The organism is Photobacterium phosphoreum, assembly GCF_002954725.1.
Lineage (GTDB): Bacteria > Pseudomonadota > Gammaproteobacteria > Enterobacterales > Vibrionaceae > Photobacterium > Photobacterium phosphoreum.
Map to the genome: position 1 here is coordinate 279,231 of NZ_MSCQ01000001.1, position 23,695 is coordinate 302,925.

Annotated in this window: 20 protein-coding genes and 1 pseudogene; 15 read left to right on the forward strand and 6 right to left on the reverse strand. The window is 41.5% G+C overall.

Annotated elements, in window-relative coordinates; all coding sequences use genetic code 11:
- Positions 1 to 221: 221 nt before the first annotated feature.
- A pseudogene (locus BTO21_RS01130) lies at positions 222 to 731 on the reverse strand (tyrosine-type recombinase/integrase); the annotation flags it as partial.
- A gap of 89 nt (positions 732 to 820) precedes the next feature.
- Between BTO21_RS01130 and BTO21_RS01135 the strand changes: the two are divergent.
- Positions 821 to 1,998 (forward strand): IS3 family transposase gene (locus BTO21_RS01135; RefSeq protein ID WP_420874928.1). Its coding sequence is split into 2 segments (ribosomal slippage): positions 821 to 1,079 and positions 1,079 to 1,998, totalling 1,179 coding nucleotides; the frame shifts between segments, so codons are not numbered across the junction.
- On the opposite strand, the gene BTO21_RS01140 is transcribed toward BTO21_RS01135, so the two are convergent.
- The gene (locus BTO21_RS01140) at positions 1,978 to 2,787 is read right to left on the reverse strand and encodes a hypothetical protein (RefSeq protein WP_045032784.1); all 810 of its coding nucleotides are present in this window, start codon (positions 2,785 to 2,787) and stop codon (positions 1,978 to 1,980) included. The genes BTO21_RS01135 and BTO21_RS01140 overlap by 21 nt on opposite strands.
- 681 nt (positions 2,788 to 3,468) lie before the next feature.
- Between BTO21_RS01140 and BTO21_RS01145 the strand changes: the two genes are divergently transcribed.
- Positions 3,469 to 5,028, forward strand: coding sequence for an AbgT family transporter (locus BTO21_RS01145; RefSeq protein WP_045032783.1), 1,560 nt, complete (start codon positions 3,469 to 3,471; stop codon positions 5,026 to 5,028).
- 161 nt (positions 5,029 to 5,189) lie between these two features.
- On the opposite strand, the gene fghA is transcribed toward BTO21_RS01145, so the two are convergent.
- Complete coding sequence (fghA, locus tag BTO21_RS01150; RefSeq protein WP_045032781.1) at positions 5,190 to 6,038, reverse strand: S-formylglutathione hydrolase; 849 nt, start codon at positions 6,036 to 6,038, stop codon at positions 5,190 to 5,192.
- 105 nt (positions 6,039 to 6,143) lie between these two features.
- On the reverse strand, positions 6,144 to 7,274 hold the full coding sequence (locus BTO21_RS01155) for an S-(hydroxymethyl)glutathione dehydrogenase/class III alcohol dehydrogenase (RefSeq protein WP_045039084.1): 1,131 nt from the start codon (positions 7,272 to 7,274) through the stop codon (positions 6,144 to 6,146).
- 225 nt (positions 7,275 to 7,499) lie between these two features.
- On the opposite strand from BTO21_RS01155, the gene BTO21_RS01160 reads away from it, so the two are divergent.
- Both BTO21_RS01160 and tadA read left to right on the forward strand, forming a co-directional pair.
- The gene (locus BTO21_RS01160) at positions 7,500 to 8,390 is read left to right on the forward strand and encodes a LysR substrate-binding domain-containing protein (RefSeq protein ID WP_045031212.1); all 891 of its coding nucleotides are present in this window, start codon (positions 7,500 to 7,502) and stop codon (positions 8,388 to 8,390) included.
- Between the two features lie 13 nt (positions 8,391 to 8,403).
- A complete protein-coding gene (gene tadA / locus BTO21_RS01165; protein WP_045031211.1) occupies positions 8,404 to 8,934 on the forward strand; it encodes a tRNA adenosine(34) deaminase TadA in 531 nt (176 codons plus the stop codon).
- Between the two features lie 73 nt (positions 8,935 to 9,007).
- Here tadA and BTO21_RS20005 read toward each other — a convergent pair whose 3' ends face one another.
- Positions 9,008 to 9,172 carry a hypothetical protein gene (locus tag BTO21_RS20005; protein ID WP_170064490.1) on the reverse strand — a complete coding sequence of 55 codons (165 nt, stop codon included), beginning with the start codon at positions 9,170 to 9,172 and terminating at the stop codon, positions 9,008 to 9,010.
- A gap of 254 nt (positions 9,173 to 9,426) precedes the next feature.
- Positions 9,427 to 10,929: a membrane-bound lytic murein transglycosylase MltF gene (gene mltF / locus BTO21_RS01170; RefSeq protein WP_420874930.1), complete on the reverse strand. Its 1,503-nt coding sequence runs from the start codon at positions 10,927 to 10,929 to the stop codon at positions 9,427 to 9,429.
- Between the two features lie 392 nt (positions 10,930 to 11,321).
- On the opposite strand from mltF, the gene purL reads away from it, so the two are divergent.
- The 11 genes from purL (at position 11,322) to thiL (ending at position 23,686) form a co-directional block, all read left to right on the forward strand.
- Positions 11,322 to 15,239 (forward strand): phosphoribosylformylglycinamidine synthase, encoded by a 3,918-nt coding sequence (gene purL, locus BTO21_RS01175; protein ID WP_045031208.1) that lies wholly within the window; start codon positions 11,322 to 11,324, stop codon positions 15,237 to 15,239.
- Between the two features lie 187 nt (positions 15,240 to 15,426).
- A complete protein-coding gene (locus BTO21_RS01180) occupies positions 15,427 to 15,831 on the forward strand; it encodes a hypothetical protein (protein WP_045031206.1) in 405 nt (134 codons plus the stop codon).
- Positions 15,832 to 15,936: 105 nt separating this feature from the next.
- On the forward strand, positions 15,937 to 16,275 hold the full coding sequence (gene glnB / locus BTO21_RS01185) for a nitrogen regulatory protein P-II (protein ID WP_036795812.1): 339 nt from the start codon (positions 15,937 to 15,939) through the stop codon (positions 16,273 to 16,275).
- A gap of 287 nt (positions 16,276 to 16,562) precedes the next feature.
- Positions 16,563 to 17,813: a serine hydroxymethyltransferase gene (gene glyA, locus BTO21_RS01190; RefSeq protein WP_045031205.1), complete on the forward strand. Its 1,251-nt coding sequence runs from the start codon at positions 16,563 to 16,565 to the stop codon at positions 17,811 to 17,813.
- A 217-nt stretch (positions 17,814 to 18,030) separates the two neighbouring features.
- Positions 18,031 to 18,480, forward strand: coding sequence for a transcriptional regulator NrdR (gene nrdR / locus BTO21_RS01195; RefSeq protein ID WP_045031203.1), 450 nt, complete (start codon positions 18,031 to 18,033; stop codon positions 18,478 to 18,480).
- 27 nt (positions 18,481 to 18,507) lie between these two features.
- Complete coding sequence (gene ribD / locus BTO21_RS01200; RefSeq protein ID WP_045031200.1) at positions 18,508 to 19,632, forward strand: bifunctional diaminohydroxyphosphoribosylaminopyrimidine deaminase/5-amino-6-(5-phosphoribosylamino)uracil reductase RibD; 1,125 nt, start codon at positions 18,508 to 18,510, stop codon at positions 19,630 to 19,632.
- A 23-nt stretch (positions 19,633 to 19,655) separates the two neighbouring features.
- Positions 19,656 to 20,312: a riboflavin synthase gene (locus tag BTO21_RS01205; protein WP_045031198.1), complete on the forward strand. Its 657-nt coding sequence runs from the start codon at positions 19,656 to 19,658 to the stop codon at positions 20,310 to 20,312.
- Between the two features lie 56 nt (positions 20,313 to 20,368).
- Positions 20,369 to 21,472 (forward strand): bifunctional 3,4-dihydroxy-2-butanone-4-phosphate synthase/GTP cyclohydrolase II, encoded by a 1,104-nt coding sequence (ribBA, locus tag BTO21_RS01210; protein ID WP_045031197.1) that lies wholly within the window; start codon positions 20,369 to 20,371, stop codon positions 21,470 to 21,472.
- Positions 21,473 to 21,674: 202 nt separating this feature from the next.
- A complete protein-coding gene (gene ribH / locus BTO21_RS01215; protein ID WP_036795804.1) occupies positions 21,675 to 22,145 on the forward strand; it encodes a 6,7-dimethyl-8-ribityllumazine synthase in 471 nt (156 codons plus the stop codon).
- Positions 22,145 to 22,618 (forward strand): transcription antitermination factor NusB, encoded by a 474-nt coding sequence (nusB, locus tag BTO21_RS01220; RefSeq protein WP_045031194.1) that lies wholly within the window; start codon positions 22,145 to 22,147, stop codon positions 22,616 to 22,618. The genes ribH and nusB overlap by 1 nt, the downstream gene beginning before the upstream one ends.
- 75 nt (positions 22,619 to 22,693) lie before the next feature.
- A complete protein-coding gene (thiL, locus tag BTO21_RS01225) occupies positions 22,694 to 23,686 on the forward strand; it encodes a thiamine-phosphate kinase (RefSeq protein ID WP_045031193.1) in 993 nt (330 codons plus the stop codon).
- The last annotated feature ends 9 nt before the right edge of the window (positions 23,687 to 23,695 follow it).

The window sequence follows — 23,695 nt, forward strand, 5'->3', positions numbered from 1 at the left end:
ACGTTGATATATGTTAACAATCAGTCCTCAATATAGATTCTGTCCATGTCTTTCTTGATGTTACCCGATATGAAATAATTTAGAGGGTATCTTATAGTTGTCTCTCTCTAATAGTGGGTGTTAATTAATTTATTGAAGTCGTATCAGTATTAATATTGTGATGCCATACAGATAGGAGTAGACCGTTAAGCATACAGCCCACGTCTATCTATATTTATACGTTATGCTTCTATGTTGAATACATTGGTCTTCAGTTCATCATGTAGTGTGACCATATCAACACCTGATGACCCATAGCGACCATAAGTAATACTTTGAGCATGACCTAAGAGCTTTCTTGTAAAGGCTTCAGGCATTCCCTTGTTGAGACATAGAGTTGACATCGAGTGTCTTAGACTATGAAACGTAGCAGTTTTAGGAAATGATTCATTGTTTTCTTTGTATCGTTTGAAAACCTTACTGAACAATTGAGTGATAGACCTTGTTGCTTGGGTCAGTCGGAAAATATAGTCAGAATTATCTTGGCAGGTTGAAACTACATCTTCCATGAAGTGTTGTAGATTAAAACCATACGCACCATCGATTAATGGAACACAGCGTTCACTGGTTGCATTCTTTAATGTATTACCTTCATGTTCAGCGTTAATTGAAATATAAACAACATCATCAATAGTTCTAATGTCAGCCTTGCGTAGTTGAAGAATCTCAGCTTGTCTTGCTCCTGTTATTGCCGCTAATGAGACAACCCTGAAGTGGCATAGTTAATTTGGCCACCTAGTTAGAGGTGATATCATCACCTCATAATTTAATAGGTGACACTATGACTAAAAGAATACGTCCTAATTTTACACCCGAATTTCGATTGGAATCTGCACAACTCGTTTTAGATCAAGGCTACTCGGTAAAAGAAGCTGCTGAAGCGATGAATGTTGGTAAATCAACAATGGATAAGTGGGTTCGACAGCTTAAAGATGAACGTGGTGGGATTACACCTAAAGCAACACCAATGACGCCTGACCAACTTAAAATTCGTGAATTAGAAAAGAAGATTAAACGGATTGAAATGGAGAAAGAAATACTAAAAAAAGCAACCGCTCTTTTGGTATCGGACTCATTCAAAACTTCATATTAGTTGATGAATTAAAAGCTTATTATCCTGTATCTATCATTTGCAATGTCTTTAATATTCATCGCAGTAGCTATAAATATTGGACTAAACGGCCTAAAACGCAGCCAAAAGAGCAAGTACTATTATCTAGTGAAGTGAAGGCTGCACATCGTGCCAGTGGTGGCTCTGCAGGAGCCAGAACGATTGCAGGTATCGTTACAACTAAAGGCGTGCCGTTAAGTCGCTATAAAGCCACTAACATCATGAAACAATTAGGGTTAGTTAGTTGCCAGGTTAAGAAGCATCGTTATAAAAAAGCAGAAAATGAACATCTAAATATCCCTAATACATTAGATCGCCAGTTTGCAGTTACTGAGCCTAATCAGGTTTGGTGTGGCGACGTGACATATATTTGGTCAGGACAACGCTGGTTGTACCTTGCTGTTGTGATTGATTTATTTGCCCGTAAAGTGATTGGTTGGGCAACGTCAGGCTCACCCAATACAGATCTAACAGGTAAAGCCCTTTCGATGGCTTATGAAGTTCGAGGAGCCCCTAAAGGTGTCATGTTTCATTCCGATCAAGGCTGTCATTACACAAGTAAACAATTTCGCCGATTACTTTGGCGGTATCAAATTACACAAAGTATGAGTCGACGTGGAAATTGTTGGGATAACGCCCCAATGGAACGCTTTTTTAGAAGTTTTAAAACAGAATGGATGCCAACTGCGGGTTATCGCTCATCGAATGAAGCTAAAGTGGCGATCACTAAATACATTATCCGATATTACAACCAAGTCAGGCCCCATCAATATAACGGTGGCTTGACGCCTAATGAATCAGAACGCCGATTTAATAATGAATACAAATCAGTGGCCAATTTTACTTGACCACTTCACCCATTTTAGGTATGGAGCAAAGTCTTGTTTTGAGTTGTGTTTATAGTCATTGTGCATATATTGGACGAATTTGTTTAATTCACCTTCAGGAATATGCTTATCGACAGCTTTATTTTTGTCTTTGATATTAAGCTTAATAGCTGGTGATTTGTTCGTTAATAGCTGACACATATCGGCATAGCTAAACAGACTGGTAATGTCAGACATTCTTGAATTGAGGGTTGAAGTCTTAAGTTTCTCTGCAAGTGTATCTCTTACCCTGATTAAATCATTACGTGTTATCGCATTGATGTCTGTTTCGTGTAGTTCACAAGCGGTAAATGACTGAATCAGAGTTACCCTAAATGATGTCTTACGGTTCTCAAGTGTTTTAGCTGACCATTCATTATTAGCTATTTTCTCGTTGATGTAGGTATCAATTAGTTGAACCATGTTTATGGTTTCTTTCTTCTTTATCATCGGTTGAGTGTTGCTGGTGGTCATGCTTTCGGTAAGCGATAAGTTATCATTAGAGATTGCCATTAATGGTTCATGTTGTTGGTTTTGTGCAAGTGTTAGTGTCTGTTTATAACGATTAAGAAATTCATGTTGCTCAATAGATGTTGCAGATTGCTGAGCTTCTTGAGCTACCATTAAGTGACCTTTGTAAAACCAGTCAGGTTTACTTGTAGTTAGTAGCTCTTTAGCAAATGAACGTATATAGGCTCTCATTTCATCAAAATCAATAAATGAACCAGCTTGCTGTAATAGTGCATCTTTTAAGTATTCTGAGTTGCTCATTGCAACATTCCTTCTATTTGTTCTAAGAGATATGGTGCATGACGACAGGTGAATGCCTTTATGCCCACGATGTGATAGCCGCATGTAGAAACCTTTTGAACCTCGATTCAGTATTGAAAAGTAGATACAAGTTTTCTCTGTAGTGTGACTATCGCTATGGTATGAGTTTGTCTTTCCATAGTGGGTGTTAAAGGCTGCAAGGTGACCTGATTGATGACCTTTGTGGTGACCTAACTCTCTTTCTAAAGGGGATTGTGTTGTCATGAGTGCTCACTATTCTACTTAGAACAATGACTTATAAATAAGTATGATGAATGGATATTATTGAGTGGGAATAACCACTGATTTGTTCACAATAATTGAATAATAAAAAGCACCTACGGGTGCTTTTTTTATGGCTGTTATTTAATGCTGCCAAAGCAAAATGACTCTTTTTATTTGGTGGTTGTTAATATCTTGTTTGGTTTATGTTTTTTGTAAGTTTCATATTAACGATTGGTTACAATATGTTGTGGTAGGTAGGTGTTATAAGTAGGTCTATAACACTGTTTGTTGTGGTAATTTCATTACAATCGTTCAGCGAATATTCAGATTATATTTGGGCGAAAAACACAATGAGATCGACTGCATGTAAGTAGATCCGCACCGCAAACACAACCAGCGTAAGGACATGGCATTACCATGAACGAAAAAACACTAAAGCAAGCACCACCTCCATCGACGAGTGCGATGGACAAGTTTTTAAATGGTATTGAGCGTGCAGGTAATAAGATTCCTGATCCCGCTTTACTGTTCTTTTGGGGTTTAGTAACCGTTTGGGTTCTTTCTGCTGTGTTATCGCAGTTTGATTTCGGCCTTGTACATCCAGTCACTAAAGAAGTGGTACAAGTCAATAACTTGCTAACTGGCGATGCACTCGCGAGCTTCTTGGCGAACATGGTGAAAAACTTCACTGGTTTTGCGCCATTAGGTATTGTTTTGGTTGCTATGTTAGGTGTTGGTGTTGCTGAAGCGTCAGGCTTTATTAATACTGGCCTTAAAAAAATGCTGAATGTGACACCGGCTAAGTTACTAACGCCGATGTTGATTTTAGTGGCTATCGTATCGCACACCGCTGCTGATGCAGGTTATGTGTTAGTTATCCCACTGGGTGGTATTATCTTCCACGCTGCTGGTCGTCACCCTCTAGCAGGTATTGCTGCAGCATTTGCGGGTGTTTCTGGTGGTTTCTCTGCTAACTTTATTCCTTCTGGTATCGACCCATTATTAGCGGGCTTCACTCAAGAAGCTGCACGTATCATGGATCCAACTTACATTGTTAACCCGTTAGCGAACCTAATGTTCACCGGTTTATCATCATTTATTATTGTTGGTATTGGCTGGTACATCACTGATAAAGTGATTGAGCCTCGCCTACAAAAAACAGCGATTGATGCTGATGCTGAAGAAGCGCCTGATATGGGTTCTTTTACGCCACTAGAAAGTAAAGCATTCTCATACGCTGGCTGGACAATGGTTGTAGGTATCGTGCTATTAGTTGCAGCAGTATGGCCTGAAACATCACCACTGCGTTCACCAACAGGTGAAGTAGCTGCCTTTAATGCGCCAGTGATGCAATCTATCGTACCGCTGATTTTCATCCTGTTTGTTATTCCAGGTATTATCTACGGTAAAGTGGCTGGTACGTTTAAGCAAAGTGCTGATGTGATTAAAGCAATGTCGACCACAATGGCGGGCATGGCTGGCTTTATGGTAATGGTGTTCTTTATTGCTCAGTTCTTGGTCGCGTTTACGCAATCAAACTTAGGTACGCTATTAGCACTTTCTGGTGCACAGCTACTGCAACAAATGAACTTACCTGGTCAAGTCACCATCGTTGGTATGATTTTACTAACAGCTAGTGTTAACTTATTGGTCGGCTCAGCGTCTGCTAAGTGGGCATTGATTGGTCCGATCATGGTACCAATGTTAATGGCAGTAGGTATCTCGCCTGAATTAACCCAAGCGGCTTACCGCGTAGGTGATTCTGTTTCTAACATTATTTCACCAATGATGGTGTTCTTCCCATTAGTGGTGGTTTACATGCAACGTTATGTGAAGAGTTCTGGTATTGGTACATTAGCATCAATGATGATGCCGTACTCAATTGCAATGCTTATTGGTTGGACTATCTTCCTATTAGTATTCTGGACCCTAGGCATTCCTCTAGGTGTTCAAGCACCTTACACTTACAGCATGTAATAAATAGACTGTAATAACGGTAGTTAGCTTTAATAGATAGTTAGTATTAATACAGCGTTATCGTGAAACAAATAAAAAGCCTCGAACAGTTTGACTGGTCGAGGCTTTTTTGTGTCTCATTAAACCCTGTCTGCAAAGAGGAATTTAATAAAAATTAGTGGTTATTTATTGAAATTTTCAACGTGGAAACGAAGATGATCGTCAATAAATGAAGCCATGAAGTAGTAGCTGTGGTCATAACCATCTTGCATACGTACTTCTAGTGGATAGCTATTTGCTTCCGCTGCCGCAACCAAGGTTTCAGTGCGAAGCTGACCATCATTGTAGAAATTATCGTGTGTACCTTGATCAACCAGCATCGGTAATTTAACGTCAGCAATACGCATCAATTCACTTGAATCATATTGCTTCCAGTTTTTAGTATTACTACCAAGGTACCCAGTAAGCGCTTTTTGTCCCCAGGCACTATTTATTGGATTAGCAATCGGACTAAATGCTGATGCAGAGCTATAACGCTCAGGATTACGTAATGCAATCATCAATGCACCATGTCCACCCATAGAGTGACCACTAATTGCACGCTGATTGGTTACAGGGAAGTGTGCTTCAATCAATGTTGGTAATTCATTCACAATGTAATCATACATATGGTAATGACGGTTCCACGGTGCTTCTGTTGCATTAACATAGAAACCAGCACCAAGGCCGAAGTCATACGCACCTTGTGGGTCGTCAGCAACACCTTCACCACGGGGACTTGTATCAGGGGCAACAATAGCAACACCTAACTCGGCAGCCATGCGTTGTGCTCCTGCTTTTTGCATAAAGTTTTCATCAGTACAGGTCAGCCCTGATAACCAGTAAATAACCGGTACTTTTTTTCCTGCGGCACATTGTGGTGGCAAGTAAATAGCAAAACGCATATCGCAATTAAGAGCTTCTGAGCGGTGAGTATATTGCTTATGCCAGCCGCCAGCACTTTTATTACAGCTAATATTTTCTAAAGGCATTGGATTTGATCTCTTGTTAAAGCTGCGCAGAGTGTCGATGCTCTGCGCATTTTTTATAGTATTCTTATAGTAAAGCGTACTTTATAAAATTTAACTTATAAATACTTACTTATCGAAGTGAATAACCGTACGGATACTCTTACCTTCGTGTAATAGGTCAAAAGACTTGTTGATGTCTTCTAGGCCCATGTTGAATGAGATGAAATCGTCAAGCTTGAACTCACCCGCCATGTAACGGTCAACGATACCTGGAAGCTCTGAACGGCCTTTAACACCACCGAATGCAGAACCACGCCATACACGACCAGTCACTAGTTGGAATGGACGGGTAGAGATCTCTTGACCCGCACCAGCAACACCGATGATTACTGATTCGCCCCAACCTTTATGACAACACTCAAGTGCAGAACGCATCACGTTAACGTTACCGATACACTCAAATGAGTAATCAACGCCGCCGTCAGTCATTTCAACAATTACTTCTTGAATTGGCTTGTCAAATTTCATTGGGTTGATGCATTCAGTTGCACCTAATTTCATTGCTAGGTCAAACTTACTTTCGTTGATATCAATCGCAATGATACGGCTAGCTTTAGCCATAGTACCACCGATGATTGCAGCAAGACCGATACCGCCAAGACCAAAGACAGCGATAGTGTCGCCTTCTTTAACTTTAGCTGTATTAAGGACTGCGCCCATACCTGTAGTTACGCCACAACCAAGCAGACATACTTCTTCAAGTGGTGCTTCTTTGCTGATTTTAGCGAGAGAAATTTCTGGAAGTACAGTGTACTCAGAGAAAGTAGAGCAACCCATGTAATGGAAGATAGGCTGACCGTCTTTGTAGAAACGGGTCGTGCCGTCTGGCATTAGGCCTTTACCTTGGGTTTCACGTACTGCCTGACAAAGGTTAGTTTTACCAGATAGGCAGTATTTACATTTGCCACACTCAGCAGTGTAAAGAGGGATAACGTGATCGCCAACTTCAACACTTGTTACGCCTTCACCGATCATTTCAACGATACCGCCACCTTCGTGACCAAGGATCGCAGGGAAGATACCTTCTGGATCGTCGCCTGATAATGTGAATGCATCAGTGTGACATACGCCAGTAGCAACGATGCGAACTAATACTTCGCCAGCACGAGGTAACATTACATCAATTTCTTCAACAGAAAGAGGTTGTTTAGGACCCCATGCGATAGCAGCTTTTGATTTGATAAATTTGTCAGTCATAATCTTCACTCTAGTTGTATTTATTTCTACTTCGTCAAAAGTAGATGAAAATTGGGTGAAAAGGAAAAATAATTATTTTATTGCTCCGTTTCGATGGTTGCTATTGTATTTGTTTCTCGAATAATGATAATTACCTAAAAGTGCAAATTACTTTTACATATGTGTAATAATCGATGGTGTAATCGTCATTTTGACGTTCGATCATGTTATCAGTAGGTATTGAAAATGTTTTTATGGGAAGGAGTAACCGAGTTTGTTGCTGTAGCAGAAACAGAAAGTTTCACGGCTGCATCTAAACGACTTGGTATTTCGACTGCGCAAGTGAGTCGACAGGTAAGTGCGTTAGAAAATAGACTTAATACTAAATTATTTTATCGTACTACGCGTAAGGTTTCATTAACTGAAGAGGGCAATGTTTATTATCAACATTGTCGTCAGGTATTAGATGGCCTTGAAGACGCTGAACGCGCGATCAGTAATTTACGCGGTAAACCACAGGGGTTGATCAAATTAACGGCGCCTGTGACTTATGGTGAAAAATACATTATGCCGTTGGTTAATGATTTTATGTTGCAGTACCCAGAAGTGGAAGTGACGATTGATTTTACTAACCGTCAAGTTGACTTAGTAGAAGGTAGCTTTGATTTAGCGATTCGATTAGGGCGTTTAACCAGTTCATCGATGATGGCTAAGCGTTTAACCAGTCGTACGATGTATGTTTGTGCTTCGCCCGCCTATTTACAGAAATTTGGTATTCCACATTCTTTATCTGAATTACGTCAACATAATTGCTTGATTGGTAATTATGATCATTGGCGCTTCCAAGAATCAGGCAAAGAAAAGAGTATTCGTGTGAGTGGTACGCTTAATTGTAATAGCGGTTATGGTTTACGAGATGCGGTTATTAAAGGTATCGGTTTAGCGCAGTTACCCGATTATTATATTGATAAAGATTTAGAGTCTGGCGATATAGTACCGATTTTGACTAATTACCAAGAGCCCGATGAAGGTATTTGGGCACTTTACCCGCATAACCGCCATTTATCACCTAAAGTGAGAATGCTGGTTGATTATCTTGCAGAGCAACTCCCTCATGTTAGCCATTATGATTTGTAAGTAGTGATAACTGATGTCAAATAAAATTCAAGAAACAGTATCGCCTACCGTTAGTGATGATGCATTTATGCGTCGTGCGATGGAGTTAGCGGCTCAAGCAGAAGCCGAGGGTGAGGTGCCTGTTGGCGCAGTTGTGGTGCATAAAGGGGTGATTATTGGCGAAGGCTGGAATCGTTCTATTGGCCATCATGATGCGACAGCCCATGCTGAAATGATGGCGTTACGCCAAGCAGGACAAACGCTACAGAACTACCGTCTGATTGATACTACTTTATATGTAACGTTAGAACCCTGTCCTATGTGTGCGGGGGCGATGGTGCATAGCCGAGTCGGAAAAGTGGTGTTTGGTGCGCATGATGCTAAAACGGGTGCTGCTGGAAGTACCATGAATTTACTCAGTTATGAGGGGGTCAATCATCATGTCTTATTTGAGGGGGATGTATTGGCGACTGAATGTCGCGCGCAGTTACAAGCTTTTTTTAAGCGTCGTCGAGCAGAGAAAAAAGCGGCTAAGATAACAGCAAGGCAACAACCTGACGTTTGAGATGGGAAATGTGAAACAAAAGAAGCTCGGCAGTCATTTATACACATATAAATTATTCCGAGCTTTTTTTTTATTATGAAAGGCAACCGTGTTCAGTGGTTGCGCTTAAAATGTAGCTACGTTGACGCCAGAGAATTTTTTTACGGATATTACTGCTGAGGCGCTTACGGCGGGTTGCTGCTGAAGTAAGACGTTTTGCGATATGTTGAGTTTTTGATCTTAATTGCGTGAATTTCATGGATCCATCCATTGAGTCGATATTACGGTGAAACAATAAACCCGTGGATAAGCTGTGCTGTCACCGCTAACAATGCCATTATTTACTGTTGTTGATTTTATTATGCATAACAGTGCGCATTTTGATAGTGATCTTTATAGGTTAATGATCAAACGTTGATCAAACTCCCACTGTGTGAAAAATCAGACGATTATTCTAACTACTGTGGGAGGAGGATGAGGTTATCTGCTCTTAATGATCTCTTTTTATCGCTATTATGGTAATAGTGACGCCTCTTTTTTTAGCGGTACGGGTGTGGGTGTGGGTGTTGGTTGTGTTTGTGGGGTACTAATCGTTTGCAGACCATCAACAATCTTCAAGTTATCATTTTCAAACTTATTGCTGTGAGCACGCTCGTAACCAATAATACTTTGATAGTAACGACGAATACCTTCAACATAATTTAACGCTTCATCGCCACGAGCATAACCATAACGAGACTGAGTGTAATATTTACGTTGCCCTAATAATGGTAGTCGTTGTTTAACATCAACCCAAGTATTGGGATTGCCCCCTTGTGATTTTGTCAATCGACGGGCATCCATTAAATGGCCAAAGCCGACATTATAAAAGGCGAGTGCAAACCAGACTTTCTCATGTTCTTCGACACTGTCAGGTACACGAGCGATCATCTTACGTAAATATTCACTGCCACCACGAATACTTTGTTCTGGATCTAAGCGGTTAGTCACCCCCACCGATTCTGCTGTTGGTAAAGTGAGCATCATCATGCCACGGACACCGGTTGGTGATACCGCTTGCGGGTTCCAATGTGATTCTTGATAAGACAGTGCTGCTAATAAACGCCAATCAAAGCCGTTGGCATGTTGTTTAAAGAGTGCTTCCCATTGAGGTAAGGTTGTATTTACAGCGCGTAAAAAAGCACGAGTATCAACATAGTCAAATTGATCGATATGACCAAAATATTTCTCTTCGAGTTGGGCCATGGTACCGTTTTGTTTCATCTGCCCAAAAAACTCAATTATTAACGCATACAAACTATCGTTACTGCTTTGTTTTACAAACCAACTTACAGGTTCATCTTGAGTTAATTCAAGCGCAACAGCAATATCTGGATGAATTCGTTGCAGTAATGCCACATCAACAGAATCGGCAACGGTATAATCGAGTTCACCTTTGGCGACTTTAATTAATAGATCATTGATGTCTGACTCTGGAATCGATTGCCATTGTAGGGTGGGATAATTTTCACGAATAAGCTGTAATTTTTGCTCGTGACTCGATCCACTGACTACCGCTAAGCGTTTTTTATTTTCAGCCAGTTCAGCGAGATTACGTGGTCGGCGTTGGCCTTTTTTATACACCACAATTTGGCTAGCGTAATAATAAGCGGGTGCAGGATGAAAACCTTGGAGGCGATCGGGGGTGACTGCCAGTCCTGCCGCAATAATATCAATATCACCACGCTCTAATGCAGGAAATAACTCAGATAAGGTAAACATCGCCGTTATTTCAAGTTTAACCCCAAGCTTTTTCGCAAATGCCTGTGCAAGTTCATAATCTAACCCTGTTGGTCCATCAGCCCCAATATAATAAGACAATTGGTTATTTAAAGTACCTACCCGTAATACGCCACTGTCCCGAATTTTCTCAAGGCTGGTGGGCTTGTTTTCTTGCCATTGGCAGCCGGCGGTGAGTATCGCTAATAATAGAATGCTCATAAAGCGACGTAGTAGAGTGAAGAATTTAATATTTATCAACTAAGCAGACCCACAGTAAAAATTAACGACTATTTATATCAAACCCTGCTAATTGCGCAAAGTTGAACTGTGAAGTTGATGAGCATAATTTAGAGATTGGAATAGATAAGTGAATATGTATGACTTTTATGGTTAAAAAATGACCCAAAAATAATAGGGGGGAGTATTTTTTTGATATTTTTATAAGGATTGAAAAAAAAACGCGCAAACGGTTGCGTCAGGTGTTACGTCACAAAAAAAATTCCATTATACTAGGTGCTCGTGAACAGTTGCGTAATAGTGAAGCAGTGCATAATGATGTACTAGGTGTTATTGAGGTAAGTTTCTATGTTAGTGGAATTTACCTCAATATCACTTTTTTTAACCTGCTAATCGAGAGACCTTTGCACATGGAAATTTTGCGTGGTTCACCCGCTTTGTCTGAGTTTCGCGTTAATAAGTTACTTGAGCGTTGCCATGAGTTAAATCTGCCAATTACCAGTATTTATGCTGAATTTGCGCATTTTGCTGATGTGGCAGCAACGTTAACAGCTGATGAACAAGCTAAACTTACAAGTCTACTCACATACGGCCCAACGATTGCAGAGCACGAGCCTAAAGGTTTATTGCTACTTGTTACTCCTCGTCCTGGCACTATCTCTCCTTGGTCTTCAAAATCGACCGATATCGCGCGTAACTGTGGTTTAAGTTCGATTAAACGTCTTGAGCGTGGCACAGCATATTATGTTGAATCATCATCCGCGCTAACCGCAGTACAATTAAATGCTTTAAAAACATTACTTCATGACCGCATGATGGAAGTGGTACTGGATAATGTTGATGCTGCTGCAGCGTTATTTATTCAAGCACAGCCTGCTGCAGTTAAAAGTGTTGATATTCTAACGGGTGGCCGTCAAGCATTAGAGCAAGCGAACCTCACCTTAGGTCTTGCATTGGCTGAAGATGAAATTGATTACTTAGTTGAAAATTTCACTACACTTGAACGTAATCCGAATGACATTGAATTAATGATGTTTGCTCAAGCGAACTCAGAACATTGTCGTCACAAGATTTTTAATGCTGATTGGACTATTGATGGTATCGATCAACCAAAATCATTATTTAAAATGATTAAAAACACCTATGAGCATAACCATGAACACGTATTGTCAGCGTATAAAGACAATGCTGCTGTAATGGAAGGTTCTCATGTCGGTCGTTTTTTCCCTGATCCACAATCTCGTCAATATAGTTATCATCAAGAAGATACCCATATTTTGATGAAAGTTGAAACCCATAATCACCCAACCGCAATTTCACCGTGGCCGGGCGCAGCAACAGGTTCTGGCGGTGAAATTCGTGATGAAGGCGCAACGGGGATTGGTGGTAAGCCTAAAGCAGGTTTAGTCGGCTTTACAGTATCTAACTTACGTGTACCTGGTTTTGAACAGCCATGGGAAACCGATTTTGGTAAGCCTGATCGTATCGTGACTGCGCTTGATATTATGCTGGAAGGTCCATTGGGTGGTGCGGCATTTAATAACGAATTTGGTCGTCCAAACTTATTGGGTTATTTCCGTACTTACGAAGAAAAAGTCACCTCTCATGCGGGTGAAGAAGTGCGTGGTTACCATAAGCCAATCATGATAGCGGGTGGCATGGGTAATATTCGTGCTGATCATGTGCAGAAGAAAGAAATTCCTGTTGGCGCGAAGTTAATTGTTCTTGGCGGTCCGGCAATGAACATTGGTCTTGGTGGTGGTGCGGCGTCATCAATGGCATCAGGCCAATCAGCAGAAGATTTAGATTTTGCTTCAGTACAACGTGAAAACCCAGAAATGGAACGTCGTTGTCAGGAAGTGATCGATGGCTGTTGGCAGATGGGTGATGACAACCCAATTGCTTTTATTCACGATGTAGGTGCTGGCGGTATTTCTAACGCCTTACCTGAGTTAGTCAATGACGGTGAGCGTGGCGGTAAATTCCAGTTACGTAATGTACCTAATGATGAACCAGGTATGAGCCCTCTTGAGATTTGGTGTAATGAATCACAGGAGCGCTATGTCCTCGCGATTGCTCCTGAAAATATGGCAACATTTGATGCGATTTGTGAGCGTGAACGTGCCCCTTATGCAGTAGTAGGTGAAGCAACGGCTGAGCGTCATTTAACCCTTGAAGATAATCATTTCGATAACACCCCGATTGATATGCCAATGGATATTCTATTGGGTAAAGCACCGAAAATGCACCGTGATGCACAAACATTAACCGTGATTGGGCAGCCTCTTGATCGCAGTGAAATGACGGTTGAAGATGCGACTCAGCGAGTACTACGTTTACCTGCGGTTGCCGAAAAAACGTTCTTGATCACTATTGGTGATCGCAGTGTGACCGGATTAGTTGCACGTGATCAGATGGTTGGTCCTTGGCAGGTGCCTGTGGCTAACTGTGCGGTAACAGCTGCAAGTTATGATAGCTACCACGGTGAAGCGATGTCGATGGGTGAGCGTACTCCAGTGGCATTACTTAATTTTGGTGCCTCTGCACGTTTAGCCGTTGGTGAAGCAATTACCAATATTGCAGGTACTGATATCGGTGATATGAAGCGGATTAACTTATCGGCTAACTGGATGTCACCTGCGGGTCACCCCGGTGAAGATGCCGGTTTATATGAAGCAGTGAAAGCCATTGGTGAAGAATTATGCCCAGCATTAGGGTTAACGATTCCAGTGGGTAAAGATTCAATGTCGATGAAAACTAAGTGGCAACAAGATGGTGAAGAAAAAGAAGTGACTTCGCCATTGTCATTAGTGATCACTGCTTTTGGTCGCGTTGAAGATGTTCGTAAAACCGTTACACCGCAATTACGCACTGATAAAGGCGAATCAAGCTTATTGCTGGTGGATCTTGGTTGTGGTCAAAACCGTCTTGGTGCGACCGCTTTAGCACAAGTTTATAAGCAGTTAGGTGATAAAGCCGCTGACGTTGATAGTCCTGAATTACTAAAAGGCTTCTTCTATGCGATGCAAACCTTGGTGCGTGATGAGAAATTATTAGCTTACCATGATCGTGGTGATGGTGGTCTGTATGTTACCTTAGCTGAAATGGCATTTGCGGGTCACACTGGTGTTGAAGTGGATATTAATACCACCGCAACCGATGGATGCAATGACGTATTAGCGGCGTTGTTTAGTGAAGAACTTGGCGCTGTGATTCAGGTACGTAGTGATGATGTTGAGGCAGTACAAGCAGTATTAGCCGCTCATGGTTTAGCAGCATGCAGCCATATTATTGGTACTGTGATTGATGAAGACACAATCCGTATTTGGAATGGTAATGATGTAGTGCTTGAGCAAAACCGCACTGAGTTACGCGCAATTTGGGCGGAAACAACTTACCAAATGCAAGCGATGCGTGATAACCCAGCAGGTGCATTACAAGAATTTGAAGCTAAGAAAGACAATCAAGACCCGGGTTTACATACCAAGTTAACGTTTGATATTAATGCCGATGTTGCAGCGCCATTTATGGCACCAGCGATTAACTTTGGCGCGAAACCGCAAATGGCAATTTTACGTGAGCAGGGCGTTAACTCTCATGTTGAAATGGCAGCGGCGTTTGATCGTGCTGGCTTTGAAGCTAAAGATGTTCATATGAGTGATATTCTTAGCGGGAAGATACAGCTTGATGGCTTTAATGGTTTAGTGGCTTGTGGTGGTTTCTCTTACGGTGACGTATTAGGTGCTGGTGAAGGCTGGGCGAAATCAGTGTTGTTTAACAATATTGCTCGTGACCAGTTTGCTGCATTCTTTAATCGTCCGGATACGTTGGCACTTGGTGTGTGTAATGGTTGTCAGATGATGTCTAACTTACACGAGCTTATTCCAGGTGCTGATTTATGGCCGCGTTTTGTACGCAATGAATCAGAGCGTTTTGAAGCGCGCTTTAGTTTGGTTGAAGTACAAAAGAGTGATTCGTTATTCTTTAATGAAATGGTTGGCTCACGGATGCCAATTGCAGTTTCACATGGCGAAGGTCGAGTAGAAGTCCGTAATGCTGAGCATTTGGCTGCGATTGAGCAATCTGGCACCATTGCGCTACGTTACCTTGATAACTACGGCAATGTGACTCAAAACTACCCGGCTAACCCAAATGGTTCGCCAAACGGTATTACAGGTTTAACCACTCAAGATGGCCGTGTCACTATTATGATGCCGCACCCTGAGCGTGTATTCCGCACGGTGGCTAACTCTTGGCACCCAGATGACTGGAGTGAAAATAGCCCATGGATGCGTATGTTCCGTAATGCACGGGTTAATTTAGGCTAAGGTCTGAGTCTGTTAAGTTAATCTAAAGCTGCCACCTACAGTGGCAGCTTTTTTGATACTGTTATTGTGACAATGATATAAATAAATATGAAATTGACATTGATCACATTAACCATCAATAAACATTGGGATAATTAACATAACCAATACGTAAAAATGGCCACGCTGTGGTTACAAGGATGAAACAATGGGATTGGATATTCCCAGCAATTACCGTCTAATTGGCGCGACTAAGCTACTCGCTATATTAGTAATTATAGGCTTGATCCAACATATTGAAATGTTAGTTCATGCATTAAGATTTGATTTGCTTGGTATGGCACCCGTGAGCGTCATTATATTAGTGTTGATCTCTGGAATTATAGCCTGTACTGGATTACTTCTTGGTAAAAAATGGGGTTTTATCCCACTTTACTTCTATATTCCAGCGGTAACATTATTTCTGCAATTTAGTCTAATTCCTTTCATACCCAATGTTTTTCCTGCTAAATATCATGATATTGCTATTATGGTGATCAATGGCTTGGTATTACTGTATTCAGTGTTGCTGCTTTTACGGCGCATGGAGACGAATTACATTCAAAAATATTAAATGTGATTAAATTACCGCATTGAATCTGTGATAATAACCCTAATTTAATCAAGTCGGTGATCGTAATCGCGGTGCCGATCTTCTGCTCAGCAAAGGATGATGATAATGAAAAAAATTGAAGCGATTATTAAGCCGTTTAAACTTGATGATGTCCGTGAAGCGTTAGCTGAAGTCGGTATCACGGGCATGACAGTGTCAGAAGTTAAAGGCTTTGGTCGTCAAAAAGGCCATACAGAACTTTATCGTGGTGCAGAATACATGGTTGATTTTTTGCCTAAAGTGAAAATTGAAATTGTAGTGACTGATGAAGTTGCCGAGCAATGTATTGAAACGATCGTCGAAACTGCGCAAACAGGCAAAATCGGTGATGGTAAAATCTTCATGTTTGATATTGAGCGTGTCGTGCGAATTCGTACTGGCGAAGAAGATGAAGATGCGATTTAAATTGTGATGGCTAAGCACGATTAAAATACCAAAGAGGGGCTGCGAATACGTAGCCTCTTTTTTATGGCTAAGTAGATAGCGTGAGATGAATCCGCGAGTATTCGTATTGATTGCTGTGATGCTAAAGAAAACCGTATTTAGGACTTTCTGATTTAGATCTATTTATGTAAGATAGTCGACAGATAAAAAGTAAAACGAAAACGTTTGCGTCCACGTGGCGTCTAGGTTTGTGGTTTTTCGTTTTTTACTTAAAATAGTATAAAACTTAGCTGAGTCAGGAGATACAGATGTTAAAGCGCGATATGAATATTGCTGATTATGATGCGGAACTATTTGCAGCGATTCAGGAAGAAACAGCCCGTCAGGAAGAACACATCGAGTTGATTGCTTCTGAAAACTATACTAGTCCGCGTGTAATGGAAGCACAAGGTTCTCAGCTGACAAATAAATATGCTGAAGGTTACCCTGGCAAGCGTTACTACGGCGGTTGTGAGTTTGTTGATAAAGCAGAGCAACTTGCGATTGATCGTGCGTGTCAGCTATTTGGTGCCGAATACGCAAACGTCCAGCCACACTCAGGCTCTCAAGCAAATAATGCTGTTTACATGGCATTATTGAATGCTGGCGATACAGTATTAGGTATGAGCTTGGCACATGGTGGTCACTTAACCCATGGTTCACCAGTAAATTTCTCTGGTAAGTTATACAACATCATTCCTTACGGCATTGATGAAAATGGTCAAATTGACTACCAAGAAATGGAAGCATTAGCGTTAGAGCATAAACCAAAAATGATCATTGGTGGTTTTTCTGCTTATTCTCAAGTTGTTGATTGGGAAAGAATGCGTGAAATTGCAGATAAGATCGGTGCATACCTGTTTGTTGATATGGCCCACGTTGCAGGTTTAATTGCCGCTGGCGTTTACCCTAACCCTGTTCCTCATGCGCATGTTGTAACAACAACAACCCATAAAACATTAGCCGGTCCTCGTGGTGGTTTGATTCTGTCAAACGAAGGCGAAGACCTTTACAAAAAGCTTAACTCTGCAGTCTTCCCTGGTGGTCAAGGTGGCCCATTAATGCATGTTATCGCTGCTAAAGCGGTGGCATTTAAAGAAGCCATGGAACCTGAGTTTAAAGTTTACCAAGCCAATGTGGTTGTAAACGCAAAAGCAATGGTTGAAGAGTTTATCAAGCGTGGTTATAACATCGTCTCTGGTAGCACTGAAAATCACCTATTTCTTGTCGATTTAATTGATAAAGGCATTACAGGTAAAGAAGCAGATGCAGCACTGGGTGCAGCGAACATTACTGTAAACAAAAACAGTGTACCTAATGACCCACGTAGCCCGTTTGTAACGTCAGGTATTCGTGTTGGTACGCCTTCTATTACTCGTCGTGGTTTTAATGCCGATGATGCACGTCAACTTGCGGGTTGGATGTGTGATGTGTTGGATAACATCAATGACGCTGCCGTTATTGAAGCGACTAAAGTGAAAGTGCTTGAAATTTGTAAGCGTCTTCCTGTTTACGCATAATTTAATACTGATACGGTAATTTCAGCGCCGTAATTGCACATCAATATAAGGCTTACCTGCTTAGAGGTGAGCCTTTTTTGTTTTGTAAATAACATAAGATGCATCATTATTAATGATTATTGTTACTTTTAAGGCGATTTTTTAGAAAAAAAAGGGTGATAGTCTTATTAAAGTGATGAAATGGGTTACACTGAGTCGATTGAATGTAGGAGGCTAAATGCATTGTCCTTTTTGCGGTGCAAATGACACCAAAGTAATCGATTCTCGATTGGTTGCAGATGGCCACCAAGTGCGTCGACGTCGCCAATGTTTAGCGTGTAATGAACGCTATACTACGTTTGAAACGGCAGAGCTTGTGATGCCTCGCGTAGTAAAAACCAACGGTAACCGTGATCCGTTTAATGAAGAAAAATTACGCGGTGGTATTCAACGTGCGTTAGAAAAACGCCCCGTGAGTACTGATGATATTGAACGTGCGATTAATAGCATTAAATCTTGCCTTCGTGCCACGGGTGAACGTGAAGTTCCGTCGGAGATGATTGGCAATTTAGTGATGGAAGCATTAAAAGAATTGGATAAAGTTGCTTATATCCGTTTTGCTTCTGTTTATCGCAGTTTTGAAGATATTCGTGAGTTTGGTGAAGAAATCGCCAAACTGGAGCGTTAAGATCCATAATCGTTAAGATCCATAATAATGACACCGACTGATCAACAAATGATGTTGCGAGCGATAACGCTTGCTAAGCATGGCCGTTATACCACAGCACCTAATCCTAAGGTTGGGTGTGTGATTGTTAATGATGGCGACATTGTCGGTGAAGGCTATCATTATCAAGCTGGACAACCCCATGCTGAAGTGTTTGCACTACGGCAGGCACAACATCGAGCACAAGGTGCAACGGTGTATGTTACTTTAGAACCTTGTTCTCATCATGGTCGAACGCCCCCTTGTGCTGAAGCATTAATTAATGCCAAGGTTGCGCGGGTTGTATGTGCGATGGTAGATCCTAATCCTAACGTTGCTGGGCGCGGTATTGCGTTGTTGAAAGCGGCAGGGATTGAGGTTGATGTCGGTGTTTTAGCAATAGAAGCTCAAACACTAAATCCTGGTTTTATTAAGCAAATGACCCATCAAATGCCGTATGTCGAACTTAAATTAGCCGCGAGCTTAGATGGAAGAACGGCATTAGCCAATGGTGTCAGTAAGTGGATAACCGGTCCTAAAGCGCGAGCAGATGTGCAACATTTTCGTGCACAGGCGGGGGCGATATTATCCACCAGTGCCACCGTCATCGCCGACAATCCATCACTGAATGTACGTTGGAGTGAATTGGGCGAGTCAGTACAACAAGCTTATCCTCAAGCTGCATTACGTCAGCCAACGCGGGTTATTATTGATAGTCAGAATCGACTCACACCCGAGTATCAACTCTTCAACTTACCAGGAGAGACCATTCTTGCTCGTGCTATGCTCGGCACAGAAGTATGGCCTGATTCCGTACAACAATGGCAAATTCCGACTCAAACCAACAGCCAACAACTTGATCTTGTGGCTTTACTGTCGCAATTGGCTGACTATGGTATTAATCATATTTGGGTTGAAGCGGGCGCGAGTTTAGCGGGCGCATTATTACAACAACAATTGGTTGATAGTTTGATTTTATATCAAGCACCAAAATTGATGGGCAGTGATAGTCGCGGTTTAATTGATATTAGCGGGCTGACCACAATGGCACAAACACCACTATTAACCATTACCGATGTGGCTATGGTTGGTGAAGATATTCGTATTATGGCAACAGTACAAAATAATAAATAAAATAGTGAAATTAAGGGTTTATCATGTTCACTGGAATTATAGAAGCTGTCGGTAAAATATCTGCACTAACACCGAAAGGTGCTGATATTTCTGTTACCGTTGATTCAGGTTCGTTAGATTTAGCGGATGTTAAGTTAGGCGATAGTATCGCGACTAACGGCGTATGTCTCACCGTCGTAAAACTAACAGGTAAAGGTTATGTTGCTGATCTTTCATTAGAAACATTGCACCGAACAGCTTTTGCGAATTATAAAGCCGGCCAAGTGGTTAATTTAGAAAAAGCCATGTTAGCGACCACTCGTTTTGGCGGCCATATGGTTTCTGGACATATTGATGCTGTGGCTGAAGTCATTGAGCGTCAACATATTGGTCGTGCGATTGAATTTTGGATCAAAGTACCGCCACAGCTTGCAAAATATATTTCAGAGAAAGGGTCAGTGGCTGTTGATGGTATCAGTTTAACGGTGAATGCTGTTCGTGGTGACGAGTTCAAATTAACGATTGTGCCACATACGGCAGCTGAAACGACCATGGCTGATTTTAGTGTTGGTCGTAAAATTAATCTTGAGGTTGATGTTATCGCGCGTTACCTTGAACGGCTAATGCTGGGCGATAAAGCCGCAGAGAAACAATCTCAAGTAACAATGGATTTATTGGCGAGAACAGGGTTTCTCGGTTAAGCATTGCTTTGTGGTCAATAGATCAACAAAAGCAACATAAGAATAAGGGTAGGATTATGGCTTTAAGTAGTGCAAAAGAAATCATTGATGATATTCGCCAAGGTAAAATGGTTATTCTGATGGATGATGAAGATCGCGAAAATGAAGGCGATCTGATTATTGCATCAGAGAAAATCACCCCTGAAGCTATTAATTTTATGGCTATGTATGGCCGTGGTTTAATTTGTTTAACATTAAGTAAAGCACGTTGTCAGCAATTGAGCCTGCCACTGATGGTTCAAGATAATACTGAACAATTTGGTACGCCTTTTACCATTTCTATTGAAGCTGCAACTGGAGTAACGACGGGTATTTCAGCCGCAGATCGTTCTCGTACAGTACAAGCTGCTGTTGCTGCTGATGCAACGGCTGCCAATATTGTTATGCCTGGCCATATTTTCCCATTGATGGCACAAGAAGGTGGCGTGTTAACTCGTGCAGGCCACACTGAAGCGGGTTGTGATATTGCACGTTTAGCGGGTCTTGAACCATCAAGTGTTATTGTCGAAATTCTCAATGAAGACGGCACTATGGCGCGCCGTCCACAATTAGAAGTTTTTGCTGAGAAACATGGTTTAAAGCTCGGTACTATTGCTGATCTTATTGAATACCGTAATCATCATGAAACCACCATAGAACGTGTGGGTGAATGTAAGCTCAATACTGAGTTTGGTGAGTTTGATATGATCACTTACCGCGATAAAATTGATGATCAAATTCATTATGCATTGTGTAAAGGTGATATTGAGGCCGATGCTGCCACATTAGTTCGCGTCCATTTACAAGATACCTTTAAAGATATTCTACAATCAGGTGCGACGCAGTGGACATTACCTGCAGCAATGCAACGTATTAGTGCTGAAAATGGCGTGCTAGTGGTGTTGAGTAAGCAAGAGCCTACTGATAGCATTATTAACAAAGTTAAAAATATTGCAGCTCAAAATGAAGGTCGACCACAAGTAAAGGCGAGTCCGTATAACCCATCACGTCAAGTGGGTATTGGTTCGCAAATTTTATCTGATTTAGGTATCGGTAAAATGCGTTTGTTGTCATCAAGTACACAACGTTATCATTCACTGTCAGGTTTTGGCCTTGAAGTGGTTGAATATATTTGCGAATAAGCAGTTATATTCACTTTTTGCCGTAAAGTATTGAGCATTATTATGTTTGATAATGCTCACTTATTGGTTAGTTCACTCACCAATAAGCAATAAATATTAACAAATCCTCTGAAACCGACGGTTGTGCATAGCAGACATATCGTAAAGTGTGTTAGACTCCCGCGGTTTCTCAAACTGGAAAGACATAGTCACAGGAAGGCCCATGAAGGTAATTGAAGGCGCCATCGCGGCACCAAACGCAAAAATTGCTATCGTAATTGCACGCTTTAATAGCTTTATTAACGAAAGTTTACTTTCAGGTGCATTAGATGCGCTGAAACGTCAAGGTCAGGTTAGTGAAGATAATATCACTGTTGTTCGTTGCCCTGGTGCTTATGAACTCCCGCTTGTTGCCCAGCAAGTCGCGAAGAGTGATCGCTATGATGCTATCGTAGCATTAGGCTCAGTTATTCGCGGTGGAACACCTCATTTTGACTATGTTGCCGGTGAGTGTAATAAAGGTCTAGCACAAGTTGCACTAGAGTATAATACTCCAGTTGCTTTTGGTGTATTGACTGTAGATTCTATAGAACAAGCCATTGAGCGTGCCGGTACCAAGGCTGGTAATAAAGGGGCAGAGGCTGCACTAAGCGCGCTCGAAATGGTAAATGTCCTGTCCCAAATCGAATCCTAATGGGGGTTACTGTGAAACCAGCCGCGCGTCGTAATGCACGTCAATTTGCTGTACAAGCAATTTATTCTTGGCAACTTACTAAAGGTAATGTTGCTGATATTGAGCAATATTTCCTTTCAGGCGATAAGTTTGAAGAAGAAGAACATCAAGCTGATGCGCCTGCATGTAAAGCGCCAGAAACTGATGTTGCTTATTTCCGTGATTTATTTGCAGGTGTTGTATTAAGCCATCAAGAACTTGATAGCAAAATGCGTCCATACTTGTCTCGTCCACTTCAGGATCTAGACCAGATGGAACTTGCGCTACTTCGTCTTGCAATGTATGAAATGGTTAAGCGTGAAGACGTACCATTTAAAGTTGTGATCAACGAAGCGATTGAATTAGCGAAACTCTTCGGTGCTGAAGATAGCCACAAATTCGTCAATGGCGTATTAGATAAAGCTGCGCCAACTCTACGTAAAAAAGATAAATAATTTTTTATTACGTTGAGTACGATGAAAGAAGTCAGCTTATTAGCTGGCTTTTTTTTATTTAGGGAAAAGAGAACTATGGCAAAAAATGAATTTGATATCATCAATTATTATTTCGCTCAACAACAATTGCAACGTGATGATGTCGTTTTAGCGATTGGTGATGATTGCGCATTAGTGGATGTGCCTGTTAATTATCATGTTGCGGTCAGTACCGATTCTTTGGTTGCTGGTACCCATTTTTTAGCCGATGCCGATCCTGCATTGGTTGCGTATAAAGCGTTAGCGTCGAATTTAAGTGATTTAGCCGCAATGGGAGCCACACCAGCATGGGTATCATTAGCGTTAACATTACCCACCATTGATGAAGCGTGGCTAGCGCCTTTTTGCCATAGTTTTTTTGAGTTAGCGAATAAGTATAATATTCAATTGATAGGTGGTGATACCACCAAGGGCCCATTGAGTATTACTTTAACCGTGCAAGGATTAGTACCTCGGGGGCAGGCATTAACCCGCCGTGGTGCGCAAGTCGGTGATGATGTTTATGTTACTGGTGATCTTGGTGATAGTGCTGCAGGGCTTGCATTAATCTTAAATCAATCGTCGTCACAACAATACAATGCTAACTTGGTGACAACACTTGTTGATCGGCATTTTAAAGCCCAGCCGCGGGTGAATGTGGGTGAGGCTTTGCGTGGTATTGCGTCGGCGGCATTGGATATCTCTGATGGTGTGATTGCCGATGTAAAACATATCGCTCAGGGATCTGAGGTCGCGATTGATATTGATGTTGAGCAGTTACCGTTATCTGCTGAATTATTGGCTTTTTGTGGTGAAGATCGCCAACGAGCACAACAGTTAGCATTAACCAGCGGTGAAGAATACGAACTGTGTTTTACAGCGTCAGTTGCCAATCGAGATGCATTAAAAGCGGCTTTAGCGCATACTAATGTGAAATATAGTTGCATTGGTAAAGTGAAAGCGGGTAGTGGTCTGTCATTACTGCAGTTAGGTAAACCACTAACGTGGCAATTATCTGGTTGGGATCATTTTGTCGAAACAAATAATTAAGGTATTCGC